This is a genomic window from Streptomyces sp. NPDC086519 (assembly GCF_040686075.1).
GTDB classification, from domain to species: domain Bacteria; phylum Actinomycetota; class Actinomycetes; order Streptomycetales; family Streptomycetaceae; genus Streptomyces; species Streptomyces shenzhenensis.
The window spans coordinates 325,852-344,204 of the sequence record NZ_JBFBJL010000002.1; the positions used below are offsets into that span (position 1 = coordinate 325,852).

The 18,353-nt window shown below is 73.6% G+C and carries 10 protein-coding genes; 4 read left to right on the forward strand and 6 right to left on the reverse strand.

What is annotated here, in order from left to right:
• Positions 1-27: 27 nt before the first annotated feature.
• Both AB0P24_RS03735 and AB0P24_RS03740 read left to right on the forward strand, forming a co-directional pair.
• Positions 28-2,841, forward strand: coding sequence for a BTAD domain-containing putative transcriptional regulator (locus tag AB0P24_RS03735; RefSeq protein ID WP_365790546.1), 2,814 nt, complete (start codon positions 28-30; stop codon positions 2,839-2,841).
• A 338-nt stretch (positions 2,842-3,179) separates the two neighbouring features.
• Positions 3,180-3,728 carry a sigma-70 family RNA polymerase sigma factor gene (locus AB0P24_RS03740; protein ID WP_365790547.1) on the forward strand — a complete coding sequence of 183 codons (549 nt, stop codon included), beginning with the start codon at positions 3,180-3,182 and terminating at the stop codon, positions 3,726-3,728.
• Positions 3,729-3,746: 18 nt separating this feature from the next.
• Here the strand turns inward: AB0P24_RS03740 and AB0P24_RS03745 are convergent, their stop codons facing one another.
• The 3 genes from AB0P24_RS03745 to AB0P24_RS03755 all read right to left on the reverse strand — a co-directional run bounded on the left by AB0P24_RS03745 (position 3,747) and on the right by AB0P24_RS03755 (position 10,160).
• On the reverse strand, positions 3,747-6,530 hold the full coding sequence (locus AB0P24_RS03745) for an AAA family ATPase (RefSeq protein WP_365790548.1): 2,784 nt from the start codon (positions 6,528-6,530) through the stop codon (positions 3,747-3,749).
• 93 nt (positions 6,531-6,623) lie between these two features.
• Positions 6,624-9,338, reverse strand: coding sequence for an AAA family ATPase (locus tag AB0P24_RS03750; protein ID WP_365790549.1), 2,715 nt, complete (start codon positions 9,336-9,338; stop codon positions 6,624-6,626).
• 138 nt (positions 9,339-9,476) lie between these two features.
• Positions 9,477-10,160, reverse strand: a complete 684-nt coding sequence (locus AB0P24_RS03755; protein WP_365790550.1) for a hypothetical protein — start codon at positions 10,158-10,160, stop codon at positions 9,477-9,479.
• A gap of 113 nt (positions 10,161-10,273) precedes the next feature.
• Here AB0P24_RS03755 and AB0P24_RS03760 point away from each other — a divergent pair, with 113 nt between their 5' ends.
• Entirely contained in the window at positions 10,274-10,594 is a 321-nt protein-coding gene (locus tag AB0P24_RS03760) for a hypothetical protein (protein WP_365790551.1), read from the forward strand.
• A gap of 31 nt (positions 10,595-10,625) precedes the next feature.
• Positions 10,626-11,276, forward strand: coding sequence for a hypothetical protein (locus tag AB0P24_RS03765; RefSeq protein WP_365790552.1), 651 nt, complete (start codon positions 10,626-10,628; stop codon positions 11,274-11,276).
• An 81-nt stretch (positions 11,277-11,357) separates the two neighbouring features.
• On the opposite strand, the gene AB0P24_RS03770 is transcribed toward AB0P24_RS03765, so the two are convergent.
• From AB0P24_RS03770 to AB0P24_RS03780, 3 genes are all read right to left on the reverse strand, one after another.
• On the reverse strand, positions 11,358-15,764 hold the full coding sequence (locus AB0P24_RS03770; protein WP_365790553.1) for an FtsK/SpoIIIE domain-containing protein: 4,407 nt from the start codon (positions 15,762-15,764) through the stop codon (positions 11,358-11,360).
• Positions 15,765-15,835: 71 nt separating this feature from the next.
• Entirely contained in the window at positions 15,836-16,129 is a 294-nt protein-coding gene (locus AB0P24_RS03775) for a WXG100 family type VII secretion target (protein ID WP_062036124.1), read from the reverse strand.
• Between the two features lie 70 nt (positions 16,130-16,199).
• On the reverse strand, positions 16,200-18,311 hold the full coding sequence (locus AB0P24_RS03780; RefSeq protein WP_365790554.1) for a hypothetical protein: 2,112 nt from the start codon (positions 18,309-18,311) through the stop codon (positions 16,200-16,202).
• Positions 18,312-18,353 lie beyond the last annotated feature (42 nt).

Here is an 18,353-nt window from a genome sequence, read left to right on the forward strand (position 1 = left end):
CCCCAAGACCGATGGAACCAACCGGCCATGCGTTTTCAGATACTTGGACCCGTCCGGGTCATGCAGGGCACCACCGACGTGAAACTGGGCCCGCCCAAACAGCGGGCCCTGCTGGCGCTGCTCCTGGCGCACGCGGGCCAGCCCGTCCCCCTGCACGGGATCGTGGACGCACTGTGGCACCAGGACCCACCGGCCACCGCGGTGAACGTGATCCACCGCCACGTCGCGGCGCTGCGCCGGCTGCTCGAACCCGGCCTGCTCTCCGGCACCGCCTCGCACCGTCTGGTCCGCGACTCCGGTGGCTACCGCGTCGACGTGGCACCGCACGAACTGGACCTGCTGCGCTTCAGAACGCTGCGCCAGGACGCGCGCCGGGCGGCGCGGCAGGGCGACCGGGCGAAGGCCGTGGAGTTGCTGGTCGAAGCACTGGATCTGTGGCGGGGCCCGGCGGGCTCCGGCATTCCGCCCGAGGTCCGGGCGCTGCCGGTCTTCACCGCCGTCGACGACGAGCATGTCGCCGCCGTCAAGGAGGCGGCCGGGTACGTGCCCACCGCGGGTGCCGTCCTCACCGAGCACGTCCTGGTCACCCTCCGCCAGGCCGCCGCCCACCATCCGCTCGACGAAGGCCTGCAGGCCCGGCTCATCGAGGTGCTCGCCGCCGCGGGCCGTCAGGGCGAGGCACTGGAGACCTACCGGGTCGTACGGGCGCGGCTCGCCGACGAGCTCGGCCTCGATCCCGGTCCCGAGCTGCGGGAGGCACAGCGCACCGCGCTGCACCGGCCCCGGGCGCAGGTCCCCGCGGCGCCCGGTCCTGACCCGGCGGCGGCCACCGGTGCCCCGCCTCCCGCCCAACTGCCGTGCGACCTGAGCGTCTTCACCGGGCGCAGCGGCGAACTCGGCCTCCTGGACACGCTGGTGCCCGAGCCTGGAGACCCCGCCCAGGCCGTCGTCATCAGCGGCATGGCCGGAGTCGGCAAGACCACCCTGGCCGTGCACTGGGCGAACCGGCTCGCCGACCGCTTCCCCGACGGACAGCTCTACGTCGACCTTCGGGGCTTCCACCTGACAGGGCCTGCCATGAGCGGCCCCGAGGCGATGCGTGCGCTGCTCGACGCCTTCGGCGTGGCCGTGAGCCGCATCCCGGCGGAACTGCGGGCGCAGACCGCGCTGTATCGCAGCCTCCTGGCCGGTCGCCGGGTCGTGGTCGTCCTGGACAACGCCCGCGACTCCGAGCAGGTGCGTCCCCTGCTGCCCGCCCCGCCCGGCTGTCTCGCCATCGTCACCAGCCGCCACCAGCTACAGGGACTCATGGCTGTCGAGGGCGCGCATTCGGTCACCTTGAATCCGCTCGACGAGGACGAGGCGCTCGCGCTCCTCTCCCGCCGGCTGGGCAGCGCGCGGGTCACCCGGGAGGCCGCCGCGGCCGCCGAGATCGTCGCCCTGTGCGGGCGGCTTCCGCTGGCGCTGGCCATCGTGAGCGCGCGAGCCGCACTCAACCCCGGCCACCCGCTGGCCGCCATCGCCGACGAACTGCGGACCAGCCAGGGCAGCCTCGACGCCTTCGTCGGCGAGCCTCCGCTCGCCGACGCGCGCTGCGTCTTCTCCTGGTCCTACCAGGCACTGACCCCACGGGCGGCCGAGCTGTTCCGGCTGCTCGCCCTGCACCCCGGCCCGCACTGCTCCGTAGCCGCCGCGGCAAGCCTGGCGGCCACCGGCGTCAGGGAGATCCGGTCCTGCCTCGCGGAGCTGGTCAGGGCGCATCTGCTCTTCGAGAACGAGCCCGGCCGCTTCACCTCGCACAGTCTGCTGCGGGCCTACGCAGCGGAGCTGGCCGCCGAGTTCGAGACCGCGCACGACGTGGCAGCGGCCACCACGCGCGTCCTCGACCACTACCTGCACAGCGCCCACGCCGCGGAAGCCGTCCTCGCGCCCCACCGCGAACGGATCACCCTGCGCCGCCCGGCCGCACACACCCTGCCCGAGCGGTTCTCCGACCAGCGCGGCGCGGCCGACTGGTTCGAGCGGGAACGGCCCGTGCTGCTGGCGGCCGCCGCGCAGCACGGCCGGCACGGTGACGGCGCCTTCAGCTGGCAGCTGGCCTCCGTGCTGGAGATGTACCTGGACCGCAACGGGCGCTGGCAACAGCAGCGGACGGTGCAGAGCACGGCCATCACCGCGGCGCAGCGGGAAGGCGACCTGCTGGGGCAGGCGCACGGGCACCGCGCGCTGGGCTTCGCCCTGAGCCGGCTCGGGCAGTGGGAAGGCGCCGGCGAGCACCTTGAGCGCGCCCTGCGGTTGTTCAGGGAACTCGGTGACATGCCCGGCCAGGCGCGCGTCCATCGCTACGGGGCCTTCATCGCCAACCGGAACAGCCGCCATACCGAGGCCTTGGAGCACTACCGCCTCGCCGGTGACCTGTACCGCGCGGCCGGACATCTCAACGGCGTGGCGAGCGTGCACAACGAGGTGGGGTGGACCTACCTGCTGCTCGGCGAGTACGGCAAGGCGGTCGAGGAGTGCGGCCGTTCCCTCGCGATCCACCGGGAGACCGGCGACCGCAACGGCGAGGCCGCGGCGTGGGACAGCCTGGGGGTCGCCCACCGGCGACTGGGCCACTACGACCAGGCTCTCGCCAGTCTCCACCGCGCTCTCGGCATGTACCGGCAGCTCCGCGACTCCTATCTGGTGGCGGACACCCTGGTCCACATCGCGGACACGCACCTCGCCGCGGACCGCACGGACAGCGCGGCGACGGCGCTGCGGCTGGCGCTGGACATCCTTGAGGACATCGGTCACCCCGACGCCGAGGGCGTCCGCGCGAGACTTCTCGGGACCGGCTGAACCCCGGAGCGGCGCGGAACCGTGTATCGCGCGGTGGCGGGTCACGGATCGGCGGCCTGGCGGTCCGGCGGGGTGGCATGCCCTGCGTCAGAATCTCGTCAGAATTCGGGCTTCGACGCCTGCCTACGATCCCCGAACGCGCTGCTTCCGACAGGAACTTCGCCGAAGCAGGCACGAAACGCGTCGTGCCCGCCGGCCGCCGGCCGCACACCGGGCTGGGCCGGCGTACCGCCCTGCCCCGTCCTTCGGCGATCCCGCACCCAGCCCTGCCCTCGTACGGCCGGAACCGCTCGTGCGAGCAGCGTCGACGGGCACGACCCAGCCTGAATGAGATCGACATGACCTGCGCAGTCGTACCGAGTGAGCCGCTGCCCACACGCTGCGAACACCTCCCGCGGACACTGGCGGCCGACCACGCCAAGCCGCTCCTCGCCTACGTGGAACGCATACTGGGCGACCGCCACCTGGCGGAGGACATCGTGCAGGAGACGCTGATACGCGCCTGGCACCACTGCGAACGGCTGTGCGCCACCGAGGGCTCGATGCGCGGCTGGCTGCTCACCGTGGCCCGCAACCTCGCCATCGACCGGGTACGCAGCGCCTACTCGCGCCACGAGTCCCCGGGCACGGACCACCCCGGCACGCCGCAGAACGACCACGCCGACACCGTGGCGGCCGCGGTCGACACCAGGGCCCTGCTGCGGAACCTCTCACCGGAGCACCAAGAGGTCCTCGTGCACATCTACCTGCACGACAGAACCGTGCAGGAGACCGCCCGGCTGCTGGGCATCCCCCCAGGCACCGTGAAATCCCGCCAGCACTACGCGCTGCGCCAGCTCCGCAGCCGTGTCCGCCCAGGCGTCACGGCCGGGACGGCGGCCGCCTGAACCGGTCCCTGCGGGGGGTCAGTCATCGGTCACCGGGCCCGGTTCGCCGATCGCGCGGGGGATCTGCTTCCGGGAGGTGATGCCGAGCTTGCGGAACACCTTGTTCAGGTGGAACTCGACGGTCGAGGCGGTGACGAACAACCGCGTCGCTATCTCCCCGTTGGTCTGCCCCGCGGCGGCCATGGCGGCCACCTGCCGTTCCCGCGGTGTGAGATCGAACCTGGTCTCCTCGGTCCGCCTGCGGGCCTTCTCGCCGGTGGCCAGCAGCTCGATCCGGGCCCGCTCGGCGTACGGCACCGCGCCGAAGGCGTCGAAGCTCTCGTACGCGGCGCGCAACTGCTTCCTGGCGTCGGAACGCCGCTTGCGGCGGCGCAGCCACTCGCCGAACAGGAGTCGCGAGCGGGCCTGTTCCAGGGCCAGCGGCCCCTGCCCCAGCAGTTCGACCGACTCGTCGTAGAACTTCTCGGCGTCGTCGCCGTCCGCCGTCAGCGCCCGGCCGAGGGCCAGGGTGCCCAGGGCCCAGGGCGTACCGGCGAGCGGGGCGCGTTCCTCCAGCCGGGACAGGGCTGCGGCCGCGCCGTCCCGGTCACCGGTGCGCACCGCGGCCTCGACGAGCAGCGGCAGAACGAGGTTGCCGCAGGTCGGAGGGTCCTCCTCGAAAACCGCCCGCGCGTGCCTCATCGCCTGCCCGTAGCGGCCCTGCCCCAGCTCGAACAGAGTCAGCGCATGCTGCGCGATCAACTGGTGCAGGCCGATGCCGATGCTTCTCATCTCCGCGGTCCGCCGCACCGCCGCCCGCAGTTCGGCCTCCCGGCCGGTCAGGGCGAACAGGTGGAGCCGGTTGATGTCTCCGCCGCCGGGGAAGCCGGTGGCGGCCACGATCTCGTCGAACTCGGCGTAGCGGACCTCCGCCTGCGTGAACCGTCCCTCCAAGAGGTCGTAGCGCGCCTCGACGAGCAGCGTCATGCTCAGCGCGTACAGGGCGCCGGCGGCGCGCTCCGCCGCCGCCAGGCGGCCGGCGAGTTCACGCGCGGCCCGGACGTCCCACAGATCGTCGCAGGCCATCAACAGCATCACCGCGAACGGACTGGTCGCCTCCTCGATCCCACCGCCGCGTCGCAGCTCGTCCAGGGCGGTACGCAGCACGGGCGCGCTGTGCTCGTAGCCCTCGGCCACGCGGCGGGCCAGCCCCTCCGTCAGCAGGTCGCGGCCGCGTACGGCGGGGTCCGGGTCGTGCCGCGCGGCGACGGCGGCCGCCGCGACCTCGGTCAGCGACGTGCCCCGCACCGTGTCGTGGGCGACCAGCGCGGCGTGCAGCGCCTCCCGGAGCAGCTCCCAGGTCAGCCGCGGGTCCTCGGTACCGAGCCGGGTCACGGCGTCCATCAGCATCGCCGGGACGTCGGCGACGACCACCTGGAACATCAGCACGGTCGCCCGCATCCGCAGTTCGCGCGTGCGCATCGCCCGGCCGCGGACACCGGCAACGGCGAGGTCCAGCGCGGTCCCTGCCGCCGGCGCGTCACCGGACATCAGATGGGCCTGGGCCGCGTCGAGCAGCCGCTCGGCCCGTTTCTCCGGGTCGCCGGTGAAATCGGCGGCACGCGACAGGAACAGGGCCTGCTGGGAGTAGCCGCCGCGGGAGCGGGCCCGCTCCGAGGCGGCTTCCAGGTCGTCGGCGACGCCGTCGTCCGTGCCCTCGGCGGCCTCGGCCCGGTGCCAGGCGCGCCGGTCGGCGTCCCGCACCGCGTCGCAGACCGCGGCCAGTGCCGTGTGCACCCGGCGGCGCTCGCCGGGTTCGGCTCCGGCATAGACCGTCGATCGGATCAGGGGATGCCGGAAGGCCGTCGGCGTGCCCCGGCCGAGGATGCCCGCGGCGATGGCCGGCTGGACGGCGCGGGCGGACAGGCCCAGCCGGCCGGCGGCCCGCCACATCATCCCCGAGTCGTCCGAGGGGGCCGCCGCCAGCAGCAGCAACAGGGTTCCGGTCTCCGGCGGCAGGGCTTGGACCAGGCGCCGGAAGTGGCTCTCCAGGAGCCGGCTCACCGGCAGCGGATCGGGCAGCGGGGCGATACCGGACAGTTGCTCGGCGGCCAGGGCGTCGGCCAGCTCCAGCAGCGCGAGCGGATTGCCGCCGGTACCGGCGACGATCCGGTCGGCCACCGTGGTGTCCACCCTCGTGGCGCCGAAGGAGAGCAGGGCCCTGGCCTCCGACTCCGGCAGACCGGTCACCGCGTGCACGTTCAGCGCGTCGAACAGGCCGTTGTCGCCGAGCCCGTCGCGGACGGCGATGATCAGGCCCAGGGAGTCGGCGTGCAGCCGGCGGGCGGTGAACGCGAGCGCCTCGGCCGACTCCCGGTCCAGCCACTGCGCGTCGTCCAGCAGGAACAGCAGCGGCTGGTCGGCGGCGGCCCCGGACAGCAGCGTCAGCGTCGCGAGGCCGACCAGATAGCGGTCCGCGGGCGGCCCCGGAACCCGTCCCAGGGCCGCGTCCAGCGCGGCCCGCTGCGGTCCGGGCAGCCGGTCCGTCCGGTTCAGGAACGGCCGCAGCAACCGGTGCAGCGCGCCGAAGCCGAGACTGGTCTCGGACTCGACCGCGGTCAGCCGGACCACGCGCAGTTCCGCGGCCCCGGCCGCGGCGTACTCCAGCAGCCGGGTCTTGCCGATCCCCGGTTCGCCGGTCAGGACGAGGACTCCGCTGAGGCCGTCGCGCACCGCGTCGAGCAGTCGTGCGATGGCTTCGCGTTCGGCGTGGCGGCCGACCATCGGCGGCCCGGATGCCTGCTGGACGCCGTTCCAGACCATGGGACCGCTCCCCTCTTGCCGATGTGCTGACATGGGGAACGCTAGGAACGCCGCGCGGGCGGAAGCGAGCGTCATGTGACGGTGGTGTGCCGGTCAGCGCAGTGCGCTGACCACCGCCCGCAGCTCGGCGCGCGAGACCACGCCCAGCTTGGGGAAGATCCGGTGGAGGTGCGAGCTGACGGTACGGTGCGACAGGTAGAGCCGCTGGCCTATCTCGCGGTTGGTCAGCCCGTCGGCGGCGAGCCGGACTATCTGCAGCTCGTGGGCGGTCAGCTGGTCCCGGGCGTCCGGGGCCCGGCGGCGGCTGGTCTCGCCCGCGGCGCGCAGTTCCCGGCGGGCCCGCTCCCCCCAGGGGATCGCGCCGAGCGCGTCGAACATGTCGCGGGCGGCACGGAGGTGGTCGCGGGACTCGACACTGCGCCGCCGGCGCCGGAGCCATTCGCCGTAGGCCAGGTGGGTACGGGCCCTGATCAGCGGCCAGGCGCCGAGGTCGGCGCTCAGGGCGTCCGCGAAGAGCGGGTCGGCGGCCTCGTCGGCGGCCAGCAGCGCCCGGACCAGACGCAGTTCGGCGTGCAGCACCGGCGCGGAGGTCACCGTCGCGATCTCCTCCAGTTCCGCCACGACCGGGAGTACGGCCTCCAGTCGCCCGCAGTGCGTCGCCGCGTCGACGAGGTCACCCACGGCCGTCAGCCGCAGGGCGACCTGGAAGGCGGGATCGGCCGGATCGTGCAGCCGGCGGAACTGGCCGAAGGCCTCCTCGAACCGGCCCGCGCCCAACGCCGCCAGCCCGCGTGCCATCGACGCGGTGGCCAGCACCGGACGTGCCCCGGCCGGCAGTCCGATCTCCTCCGCCTCCTCGGCCAGCGCCAGGGCGGAATCCACCTCACCGCGCAACGCGGCCAGCTTGGCCGCGGTGGCGGTCATCAGCGCGTACATCATCGTCTGGCTGGTCTCGCGCGCCAGCCTTCGTGACTCCCCGGTCGCGGCGATCGCCGCGCCGAGGTCGCCGACCACGAGAGCGCTCCACGCGTCCGCGCCGACCGTCCGGGCCAGCAGCCCCAGGCGTCCCTGGGCCCGCAGCGGCGCGCCGCCGGCCGCCGAGAACGCCCGCGCCAGGTCGAAACCGCCGACGAGGAGCGCGGCGGTGCTGAGCATGCGGTAGGCGCGGCCGTCGTCGCCCTCCTTCAGGGCGACGTGCCGGGCACGCTCCAGGACGAAGGTGCCACGGTCGACCGGGGCGGCGTAGGCGCAGATGGCCAGCCGCCACGGATCGAGTTCGTCGAGTTCCATCCGCTCCACGGCCCGCAGGACCGTGGAGCGGCCCCGCGGGCCCGGGTCGGACCAGAAGCACAGCTGCGCGGCGCTCCACAGGATCCGCAGCGCCAGCGCGCGGTCCTCCGCGGCCATCTCCTCGGCGAGGGCCGTCAGGGAGTTGGCGCCTGACGAATGGCTGTGCAGTCCCTCGTCGAAGCTGCCGCGGAGCCAGACGACCGTGGCGTGCTGGCGTCGCGACAGCGGCCCGGTGAGCGCCTGGTCCAGCAGCCGGTTCACGGTCTCGGGGCGGCCGAGTTCGACGGCGAAGTCGGCGGCGCGCAGCAGCCGTTCCGCGCGGCGGTCGGTGTCCTCGCTGAGCGCGGCGGCCTGTTCGAGGGCCGTGACGGCCGCCGCGATGCCGCCCCGGCGTGCGGCCCGGTGAGCGGCGTCCTCCAGTGCGGCGGCGACCGTCTCCTCCGGGGCGTCGGCCGCGGCGGCCCGGTGCCGCAGCTGCCGGTCCGGGTGTTCCCAGAGCACCGCGGCGAGCGCGGCGTGTGCGGCGTGGCGGACGCCGGTGGGCATGGTCTGGTGGATCGCCGACCGCATCAGCGGATGCCCGAACCGCAGGTCGCCGCCGACGACTTCGACGAGCTGGGCGCGTACGGCCGGGTCGAGTTCCGCGGGCCCGGCCGTGGCGCCGGTGAACAGCCGGGTCGCGCGGTAGATCTCGGGGAGCGACGAGCTGTCGTCGAGGGCCGCGATCCGCAGCAGGCTGCGGGTGATGTCGGGCAGGGTCTCCAGGCGGTCGGTGAAGGCCCGTTCGAGCCGCTCGGTGAGCGGCAGCCGGGACATGTGCGGATCGGCCGACGCGCTGAGGGTGCGGGAGAGTTCGGTCAGGGCCAGGGGGTTCCCGGCAGCCGCGGCCAGCAGCCGGCGATGCGCGGTCGGCCGCAGGTCCGGGGCGCGGTCCGCCAGGAGTTCGGCGGCCTGGCCGTCCGTGAGCGGGCCCAGGGTCACGGAGGTGAGTTCGTCGGAGTTCAGACGCGACCGGTAGCCCTCGCGTGCGGCTCCCACGACGACCACCGGCTCCGTACCGACCCGGCGCGCCACGAAGGCCAGGACACTGGCGGTGGCGTCGTCGAGCCACTGGGCGTCGTCGGCCAGGAGCAGCACCGGCGCGGCGGCGGCCGCGTCGGCCAGGAGGTTGAGAACCGCCAGGCCGACCAGGAAGACGTCGGGGACACCGGCCTCGGCGTGCCCGAGAGCGGTGTCCAGCGCCTGCCGGTGCGGTGTGGCCAGCTGGGCGGCCTCCGCGGCCAACGGGCGCAGGACGAGTTGCAGACCGGCATAGGGGATGTCGCTCTCGGCCTCGACACCGCTGGTGCGCAGGACCCGGTAGCCGAGCCCCTCGGCGAGGGCGGCGGTCTCGGCGAGCAACGCCGTCTTCCCGATGCCTGGGGCCCCGCGGACCAGCACCGTGCTCCCGTGGCCGCGCGGCTCGGCCAGCAGCCGGCGCAGCAGAGCCAACTGATCGTCCCGACCGATGAGCTCCACGTTCCCCCCATCAGCCGGGTCCCCGGACTCGGTCTGTCTGGAAGCTCAGGGTACTGCGCCGGGCCCGACGTCCAGAACGGGAAACAAGGATGTGACGGACTGCCGCCCCGCGCCGCGTCCCCCGAAGACAGCGCGGCGTCAGCGCACCGCCTTCTGCCCCGCGGGGCCGACAGCGAACCACCTGCCGTCGACGCCCTGCCCGTTCAGGTCGCCGGCCCCGGCGTCGCCGGAGAAGCGGTAGACGGGCCAGCCCCCCACCGTGACCTGGACCTGGCCGTCCTGCCGGCGGACGGCCCCGACCTCCTTCGGGTTCACCCCCGCCAGGTAGACGTTGCCGCCCTCCTCGACGGTCACCGGCGGCCACTTCGCGGCGCAGGCGTCGTTGCAGTTCGACCGGGACGGGCCGGCGGTGTCGCCGTCGAAACGGTAGAGCGCGGCCTGGTTGACGTTGATCAGGTGGGCCACCGGCAGCTGCGGCGAGGTCACCGCCGACAACTGCACCCACTTGGGCGGAGCCTCCTGCACCGCCGCGCCGACCACCGTGCCGCCGGTACCGTTCAGGCCCGCGTCCTGTGCCGTGGAGTCCACCACCTGCAGCGCCGAGTTGCCGGCACCGCCCTGGCCGGGCGCGGCCGTCGTGGGGGCCGCCGAGGACGTGGCCGGGGCGGGGGCCGGGGTGGACGGATCGCTGCTGTCACCGATCTGGATCGTCTTGCCGCAGCCGGTCAGGCTCGCCACACCGCACACCGCGAGGGCGGCGGCGACGGTGGCACGGCGCTTGGCGGCGCCGGAGGACAGCAGGCCGCTGAGAAACGAGGTCATGCGAGAGACACGGCACAGCGCCCGCCGAGGGTTCAACGGCGTGCCCGGATCACCTCGCACCCGGCCCGGTTGAACGATCCGGCCCGCCGGCCTCGTGTCCCTCGCAGAGACCGATGGCCAGCGCACAGGACCGGGAGCCGGCAGTGACGGACGTCCACATCCCCGATGACGCACTCAAGGACGGCGCGCAGCGCATGCGCCTCGTGCACGACAACATCGACATCGGACACACCACGTTCGACTTCGATGCCGCCTTCGGACGCGAGCTGTCCCGCGGCGCCGCACAGAACTTCGAGGACCGGTGGAACGACGGCAAGCACCAGTTGCAGAAGCAGGTGAGCGGCATCATCGACGCCATCACCCAGATCTCCGACGCCTTCGACGAGGCGGACCGGCGCTCGGCGGCGAGTCTCGACGACGGCCGGGGCGACTGACCTCCCCGACGGACACGGCGAAGGGTGACCGATGAACACGGCACAGCGATTCCTGCTGGAGATCCCCGACGGATGGGACCAGGTCGATCTGAGCGGCGAGGAGATGGCGCGGGTCCGCGCACAGGCTCTCGCCTCGACCGACGACCCGCGGCAGAAGGCCGAGATCAACGACATGTTCCGGCAGGGCCGTGAGGTGACCCGCGCGGCACGCCGCTACGGAGCGCTGCTGGCCTCGGGCACGGCGACCATGTACCCGGAGGGGCTCTTCATGGCGTACGGCATGGTGTTCGCCGTCACCACGCCCGAAGGCCAGGAGCTGACGCTGCCCGTGCTGTCCGCGCAACTGGGTGTCTCCTCCGGCACCGGCGCGGCGCCGAAGGACCGTGTGATCACCTCGGTGGAGGTGCCCCATGTCGGCCCGGCGGCGCGCGTGACGGGCACCGAGGTGACACGGGTGACCGCGGACGTCTCCGTCAAGCTGCTGACGATGCACACGATGATGCCGGTGCCCGGCACCGCCCGGGACTACCTCTGCGTCTCCCTCGCCAGCCCCAACCTGCCGTTGAAGGACGCGGTGTACGACCTCTTCGACGCCATCACCAGCACCTTCCGGTTCGTCACCGACGACGGCGTCCAGGTACCCGCGGGAGCGCGCGGCACCGGCGAGAGCCCCTCCGGCTGAATCCCCGGAAGGGCCCTGAACGTCACCGCGGGGGGACCGTCGTACGGACGGCCGCCCCGCGGTGGGGACGCGCCCCGCCTGCTACCGGTCCGGCTCCGGCTCCGGGTACGGCACCTGCACGGTGCGCACCGTCCCGTCGCCCAGGTGCAGCAGGCCGCGGCCGGGCTGCGGGGCCCGGCCGACGACACCGCGGGTCAGCTTCACGCCGATGACCTCGCCGTCGCTCAGTCCCTGCGGGGAGAGGAGCATGCCGGTGCGGTTGCGCTTCACCTGGCCCATCCATCCGGCCAGGCTCAGCGACAGCGACTCGGCGTTGCCGGCCGCGAGCACGCCCCAGCCGGTTCCCGCGCCGCCGCGGGCGAGCAGCGCGAGGTCGGGGTCGATCTCGGCGCCCATGAGGAGTTCGGCGTCGTCGACGACGATCACGCCGTACTCCTGCGAGACGTTGTTGAGCGCCTGCCGGAAGTCACCCACCGGCACCTCCGCGTCGGTGATGACGCCGACCACGCCCGGCCGTCCTCGCAGCTCGCGCAGGGGTGAGCGCCGCGGCGCCAGCACGATCAGGCCCGTGCCGGCCGCCAGCAGCGACTGTGCCGCCGTGAGCAGGGCGGAGCTGCGTCCGGTGCGCGGCGGCCCGGCGATCACGAAGGTCGGCACGTCCGTGAGGTCGGGGCCGAGCGAGGTGAGGGTGTCCCCGCCGACGGCGACCAGCGGGCGCATCGGTCCCCCCGCGGTGTGCAGGGCGAGGGCGTCGGCGTAGCCGATCCGGTCGGGCAGGACGTCCAGCCGGAGCGCGCGGCGGGCGGCGGGGACCGCGGCCTCACGCTCGGTCAGCCGCCGCCCCAGCGCGGCCAGGGCCTCGGCCTGCGCGGTGCCCGCGAGGTCCTCGCCGAGCACGGCGATCTGCGCCTCGCTGAGGTCCTGAGGGCGGATGCCCCGGCCGGGCGCGGGGTCGGACGGCGCCGACTTGGTGGGGATTCCGACGCCGGAGTAGTCCTGGCGGTCGTTGAGCCTGAGGACGATCTTGTCCTCGGTGGTGCCGGAGAAGCGGCTGCCGCCGAGCACCCGGTCACCGGCCGGCACGACGTGGATGCCCACGCCCGCACCGTCGCGCAGCAGACGCAGCATGCGCTCCAGGTAACTGCCGTTGTCGTACGAGGTGAACTCGCGCTCGAAGACCTCGAACCGGTCGACCAGAAGCACGATGTGCGCGAGGCGCTCGTGCGCGGGCCGGGCGCGGCGCAGTTCGGCCAGGTCGGCGGTGCCGCGCGAGCCCAGGATGCCCTGGCGCGCGGTGAGTTCGGCACCGAGGCGGTCCAGCAGCCGGCCCAGCCGCTCGATCTGGGTGCGGTCGACGACGGCACCGCAGTGCGGCAGTTCGGTGAGCACGTTGAGCGCGCCGTTGCCGCAGTCGATGCCGTACAGGTGCACGTCGTCGGCCCCGTGGGCCTGGCCGATCGCCGCGGCCAGGGTGCGCAGCGTCTGGGAGCGTCCGCTGCGCGGCGAGCCGATGATGTGCAGATGGCCGGTCCGGTCGAGGTCGAACGTCAGCGGCGCCCGGCTCTGCCGGGCGGGCAGGTCGACCATGCCGTACGCGACCGGGGGCAGCGCTGCCGGGCGTTCGGCGGCGGGCTTCGGCGCGGGTGCCGCCGTCCACGGCAGCACCGCGGGCAGGGGCGGCAGCCACGGGCTGGGCTGGCGCGGCACCCCGGCGAGCGCGGCGGCCTCGGCGACGGCCGCGACGAGCACGGCGAGATCGGTGACGGCCTCGGTCCGCGCCGCCGGGGACCCGGCGCGTGCGCGCGGGTTCGGCAGCGGGCCTCCGAGGTCGTTCCAGGACACCGCCGTCGCGCTGACGGCCGCCTCCGTCTCTGCGGCGGGGAGGCCGCCGGGCCGGCGGCCGCCGACGCGTCCGGCCTGGAAGGGCAGGAGCGCCGACGGACCCAACCGGGCATAGGCGCGGCCGGGGTTGGCCGGGGAGATGTCACCGGAGTCGGGAGCGTCGATGATGTCGCGGCTCTCGCCGGTGTCGGTGGTGCGCAGGGCGATCCGCAGGTTGGTGTTGGCCCGGATGTCCGGGGTGACCGCGCCGCCCGGCCGCTGGGTGGCCAGCACGAGATGGATGCCCAGGGACCGGCCGCGCTGCGCGATGTTCACCAGGCCGGCGATGAAGTCGGGCAGTTCGCGCACCATGGAGGCGAACTCGTCGATGACGAGCAGCAGTCGTGGCAGGGGCGGCAGGACGTTGCCGCCCCGTGCGCGTTTGTCGAGGTAGTCCTCGATGTCCTTGGCGCCCGCCTGGGCCAGCTGCGTCTCACGGCGGCGCAGTTCGGCGCCGAGGGAGACCAGCGCCCGCTCCACCAGCCGGGTGTCGAGGTCGGTGACCAGGCCGACGGTGTGCGGCAGGTCGGCGCACTCGGCGAAGGCGCTGCCGCCCTTGTAGTCGACGAGGACGAACGTCATCTCGTCGGGCCGGTTGACCACGGCGAGGGTGGCGACGAGGGTCTGCAACAGCTCGGACTTGCCGGAGCCGGTGGTGCCGGCGATGAGCGCGTGCGGGCCGTCCCGTACCAGGTCGACGGCGAACTCACCGTCGTAGCCGACGCCGAGCACCGCCTTCGTGGAGCGGCCGCCCAGGGACCAGCCCGCCGCCAGCGCCGGTGCGGTGGGCGGCTCGATCCCCAGCAGGTCCAGCAGCCGTACGGATCCGGGCAGCGCGCTCTCGTCGCTGTCGCCGACACCTCGCAACGGGGCGAGCGCCCGTGCGAAGTCCTCGTACCAGGCGGGCTCCGGGGAGTCGCCGCGTACGTTCTCCAGTGCGGTGGCGGAACCGGTGCGGACCTTGGCGGTGCCGCTGCCGGCCTCGGTGACGACGACGGCGCCGCACTCCTCGGGCAGCAGTCGCTCCTCCCGGTCGATGCAGACGGTGTACACGCCCACCGCCGGGCCGTCGCGCAGCAGGGCGATCACGCCGGGCAGGGAGCGGGCCCGGCGCGCCTCCGCCAGGACGACGAGGATGTCGGGGTAGCCGGCCGCGCCGCCGCGCGTCATGTCGGGGCCGGCCGCGCCGCGGGCGGCGACGATCTGGCCGAGTTCGCCGATACGGCGGGCCAGCGAGTCCGCGGTGCTGCCGATCAGGGCGTAGGCGTCCTCGCCCTGCGCCTGGCTGTGCGGCAGCCAGCGGGTCCAGGACCAGTCGCGTTCGCCGGCCGGTCCGGCGAGGACGACGATGCGCAGGTCCGTGGGGCTGTGCAGGGCGGCGGCCTGAGCGGTCAGCCATCCCGCCAGCCGGGACGCGCCCGGTCCGGCGACGCCCGCGACACCGGCCCGGCGCAGGGGCAGTGCCACCGGTACCTGGTTCAGCCAGGGCACGGTGTTGCGGCGGTGCTCGTCCTGTTCCGGGTCGTCGACGCCGACCGACGACGGCAGATCGGCGGTGCCCGCGCGCACGGACAGGAAGTCGGGGTCCTGCCAGCGGCGTTCCCACAGCCGCTCCGACGGCTGGGCGGCCATCTGCAGCAGTGCGGCCGGATCGGGCAGGGAGAGACGGAGGTTGTGCTGTTCGTCCAGAACGGCGGCGTCTATGTCGGCGCGGACGCCGGCCACGGCCCGGTCGTACTCCTCCTTCTTCTCCAGGTACTTCAGCATCGCCTGCTTGCGCCCGCCGAACTGGGTGACCAGGGCGGCGATCGGCGAGAGCAGGGCGATGAAGACGAACGACCACCGGTGGGTGACGAAGATGGCGATCGCGGCGCTGCCGGCCGGCAGCAGCAGGATCGGCAGCAGCGGAACGGGCCGCTTGTCCGGCTTGACGGGAGGCGTGGGCAGCCGGAACTTCGCACCCGCCGCCGGCGGCAGGAACCTCGGCGGCCGGTTGAACTCCAGACCGAGCCCGTCCTCCGCCGCGACCAGCGGAGCGCGCGCCGTTCGCCTGGAGGTGAGCTCCAGCAGGATGTCGCCGACGGCGAGCTGGCTGCCCTCGCGCCATGGCGACGGACGGCGCGCGGGTCTGCCGTCGAGCAGCGCGTTCTCGGTCTCGAACAGTTCGGCGCGGCCGTCGAGATGCACGCGGACCCGTGCCGCGAGCGCCGGGGCGCCCTCGGCCAGACGGATACGGCAGCCCGGGGCGGTGCCGATGACGTAGTCGCCGGGGACCAGGCGGTAGGTGGTGCCCGCGCCCGGCCCGGAGACGATCCGGACCTCGGTGCGGCCCTCGGGCTCGGCCTCCCCGGGAACGGGAGCGCCGAGCCCCAGGTCCATGCCGTCCCGGACACCCGCCACCTGCAGAGTGCTGCGCGGGTCGACGAGCGCCGAGCCGATGTACAGGGCCGGCTCCGGCGGCGCGGTGCCGTCGGCCCCCGCGTACCCGACGGCGCGTGCCAGCTCGGACGCGAAGCTCCCCGCGGTGGCGGTGGGTTCGGTCTGCACGGAGACGGTGGTGGACACCCCCTCGGCCCGTGCGTCACGAACGCTGACGGTCAGTCGCACTACTCATCGTCCTTCTCGACTAGTGGTGGGTGCGGCCCCGCACGCCGGGGCGGCGGACCGGGCCGGAGGGGTCAGGACAGGGCGGAGCCGAGCTGGTTGTCGGTCTGGTCGAAGGCCTCACCGACGGTCTTCACGTACTGGCCGATGCCCTGCAGGCCCTGGTTGACCTGCTCGAAGCCCTTGGCGAACTCGTCGAAGAACGGCGAGAACTTCTGCTGGGCGGCCGGGGTGCTGTAACCGTCGGCGAGCAGGTTGGTGATCTTGCCCCGGACCTCGTTCAGCTTGTCCTGGAGCTGGGAGAAGTCGTTCAGCAGAGCCTGCGACGTCGACGAGGTGGTGTCGGAGTTGACGCTGTAGTTGGGCATGGAAGTACTCCTCGCTGGTGGTTGGTGCCGTCCATCCGTTCAGGGATGGAGAACTGGAAGTGCGTGCGGCCTAGCCGGCTTCGCCGTCGGCCGGGGGGCCGACGGGCCGCACCGCGGACGCACCGTCCGGGACGGTGGGCGACGGCGGCAGCGGGACGTCGACAGGGTTCACCGGGACCGGACTGGCGGGCCGCGGCTCCGCGGGGGGCGGCGGAGGAACCACCGGGCTCGCGGGACGCGCATCCACCGGCGACGGCGGAGGAACCACCGGACTCGCGGGACCCGTATCCACCGGCGACGACGGAGGAACCACCGGACTCGCGGGACCCGTATCCACCGGCGACGACGGAGAAGCCACCGGACTCCCAGGCCGCGCATCCACCGGCGACGACGGAGAAGCCACCGGACTCCCAGGCCGCGCATCCACCGGCGACGACGGAGGAACCACAGGACTCCCAGGCCGCGCATCCACCGGCGACGACGGAGGAACCACCGGACTCGCGGGACCCGTATCCACCGGCGACGGCGGAGAAGCCACCGGACTCGTCGGCCGCGCATCCACAGGAGACGGCGGAGAAGCCACCGGACTCGCGGGACCCGTATCCACCGGCGACGGCGGAGGAACCACCGGACTCCCAGGCCGCGTATCCACCGGCGACCCCGGAGGAGGCGTCGCAGGGTGTGGGGTGGTCGGGGACGGCGGCGGGGTGGGGTCGGGCGGAGGTGTCGCGGGGGCGGTGTTCGGTCGGGGGTGGCCCTTGAAGGGGATCTTGTCGGTGAGGCCGTCGACGCCACGGCCCAGGCCGGCTTTGCCGACCGCGCCGACGGCGAGTTTCGAGGCGCCGTTGGCGATCTCCCCGGCCGCGACCTCCCCGGGGTCGCCGCCCTGAGCGACGCCGACCCCGATCTTCGTCCCGACGCTTGCGCCCTCCTCGAAGAAGCTGCCCAGCTGGTCGGACACCGTCTTGCCGCGGGAGTCGCCCAGCGCCGGCTTCGTCGTGTTGCCGAACCGGCCGCTCTGGCCCTCTTCCACCGACGGGACGCCTCGGCCCTTGCCGATGGCGCCCACCGCGCCCTTGAAGACGGCCCCGGCGACAGCACCGGCCGCGGCACCGCCGAGCACGCCGGCAGCCGTGAGCGGGTCGTGGTTGGCACCCTTGGCGGCCGCCTCGATGCCGGCGTCGACGACGAATTTCTTGCCGGCGTCAACGAGGGCATCGCCGATGAACTTGCCGATGGGACTGCCGAGAAAGCCTCCGACGACCTTGTTGCCGGCGAGCGACTCGCCGATGTCGCCGATGCTGCCCGTGGCTTTCTTGATCAAGGGGAGGTTCTTCACCGTGGCGGCGAGGGCGGGACTGATGGCCTCCGCGAGCCGGCCGCCGAACTTGAGGAGTGCGCCACCGGGGATGATGCCCAGCAGGCCGGTCACGAAGTCACCGGCCTTGATTCCGCCTGTCTGACTTGCGACCACTTGGTTGAAGACGAACAACAGGCCACCGAGCAGGGCTCCGACCACAGGGAAGAAGACCGCGAGAATCGCCACGAAGGCGGCCACCAGGACCTGCACGAACGGAAATTCCTTGAAGAAGTCGGCGATCTTCTGGAAGACGTTCCGCTCCGGGATCGCCTCCTCCGCTGCCTGGTCCAGCACCTGCGCGAGCCTGCGCTGCGCGCTCTCCCGCAGCGTCCTCGCCTGCTCCGCCAGGCTCCGGGCCGCACCCATCTCGGCCTGGCCCGCGTCGATGGAGTCCTGGGCCGAACGCGCCTGCGCCCTCTCCTCGTCGGTCGCGTCGGCGCCCAACACCCGCGCGGTCTGGTTCGCCTGCGGCGCGGCGGCCCGTGCCCGGTCCACCGCCTGGTCGAAGACGCCCTGCGCCTCCTCCAGCCGGGGAACGTACTCGCGGTAGGCCTCGGCCGCGTCGTGGTACGACGTCCTGGTCCTGGTCAGCTTGTCCGGCAGGTCGTCGCCGACCTTCGCCCGGAGCGCGTCCATCGCGTCACCGGTGCCCTCGGAGATCGCCCCGTCCTGCTTGACGATGTTCAGCGCCCGCTCCGCGTCGTCTCCGATGCCCTGGTAGCGCTGCACGATCTTCAAGATGATGTCGGGGTCGCCCGGTGCCGGGTCCGAGTCCATCCCGAGAAGCTGGAAGTCCTCGGGGCTGGAGTGCCGACGTGCCATTGCGATGCCCCCCGGTCCGGTGCGTGTGACGTGCGATCGCGA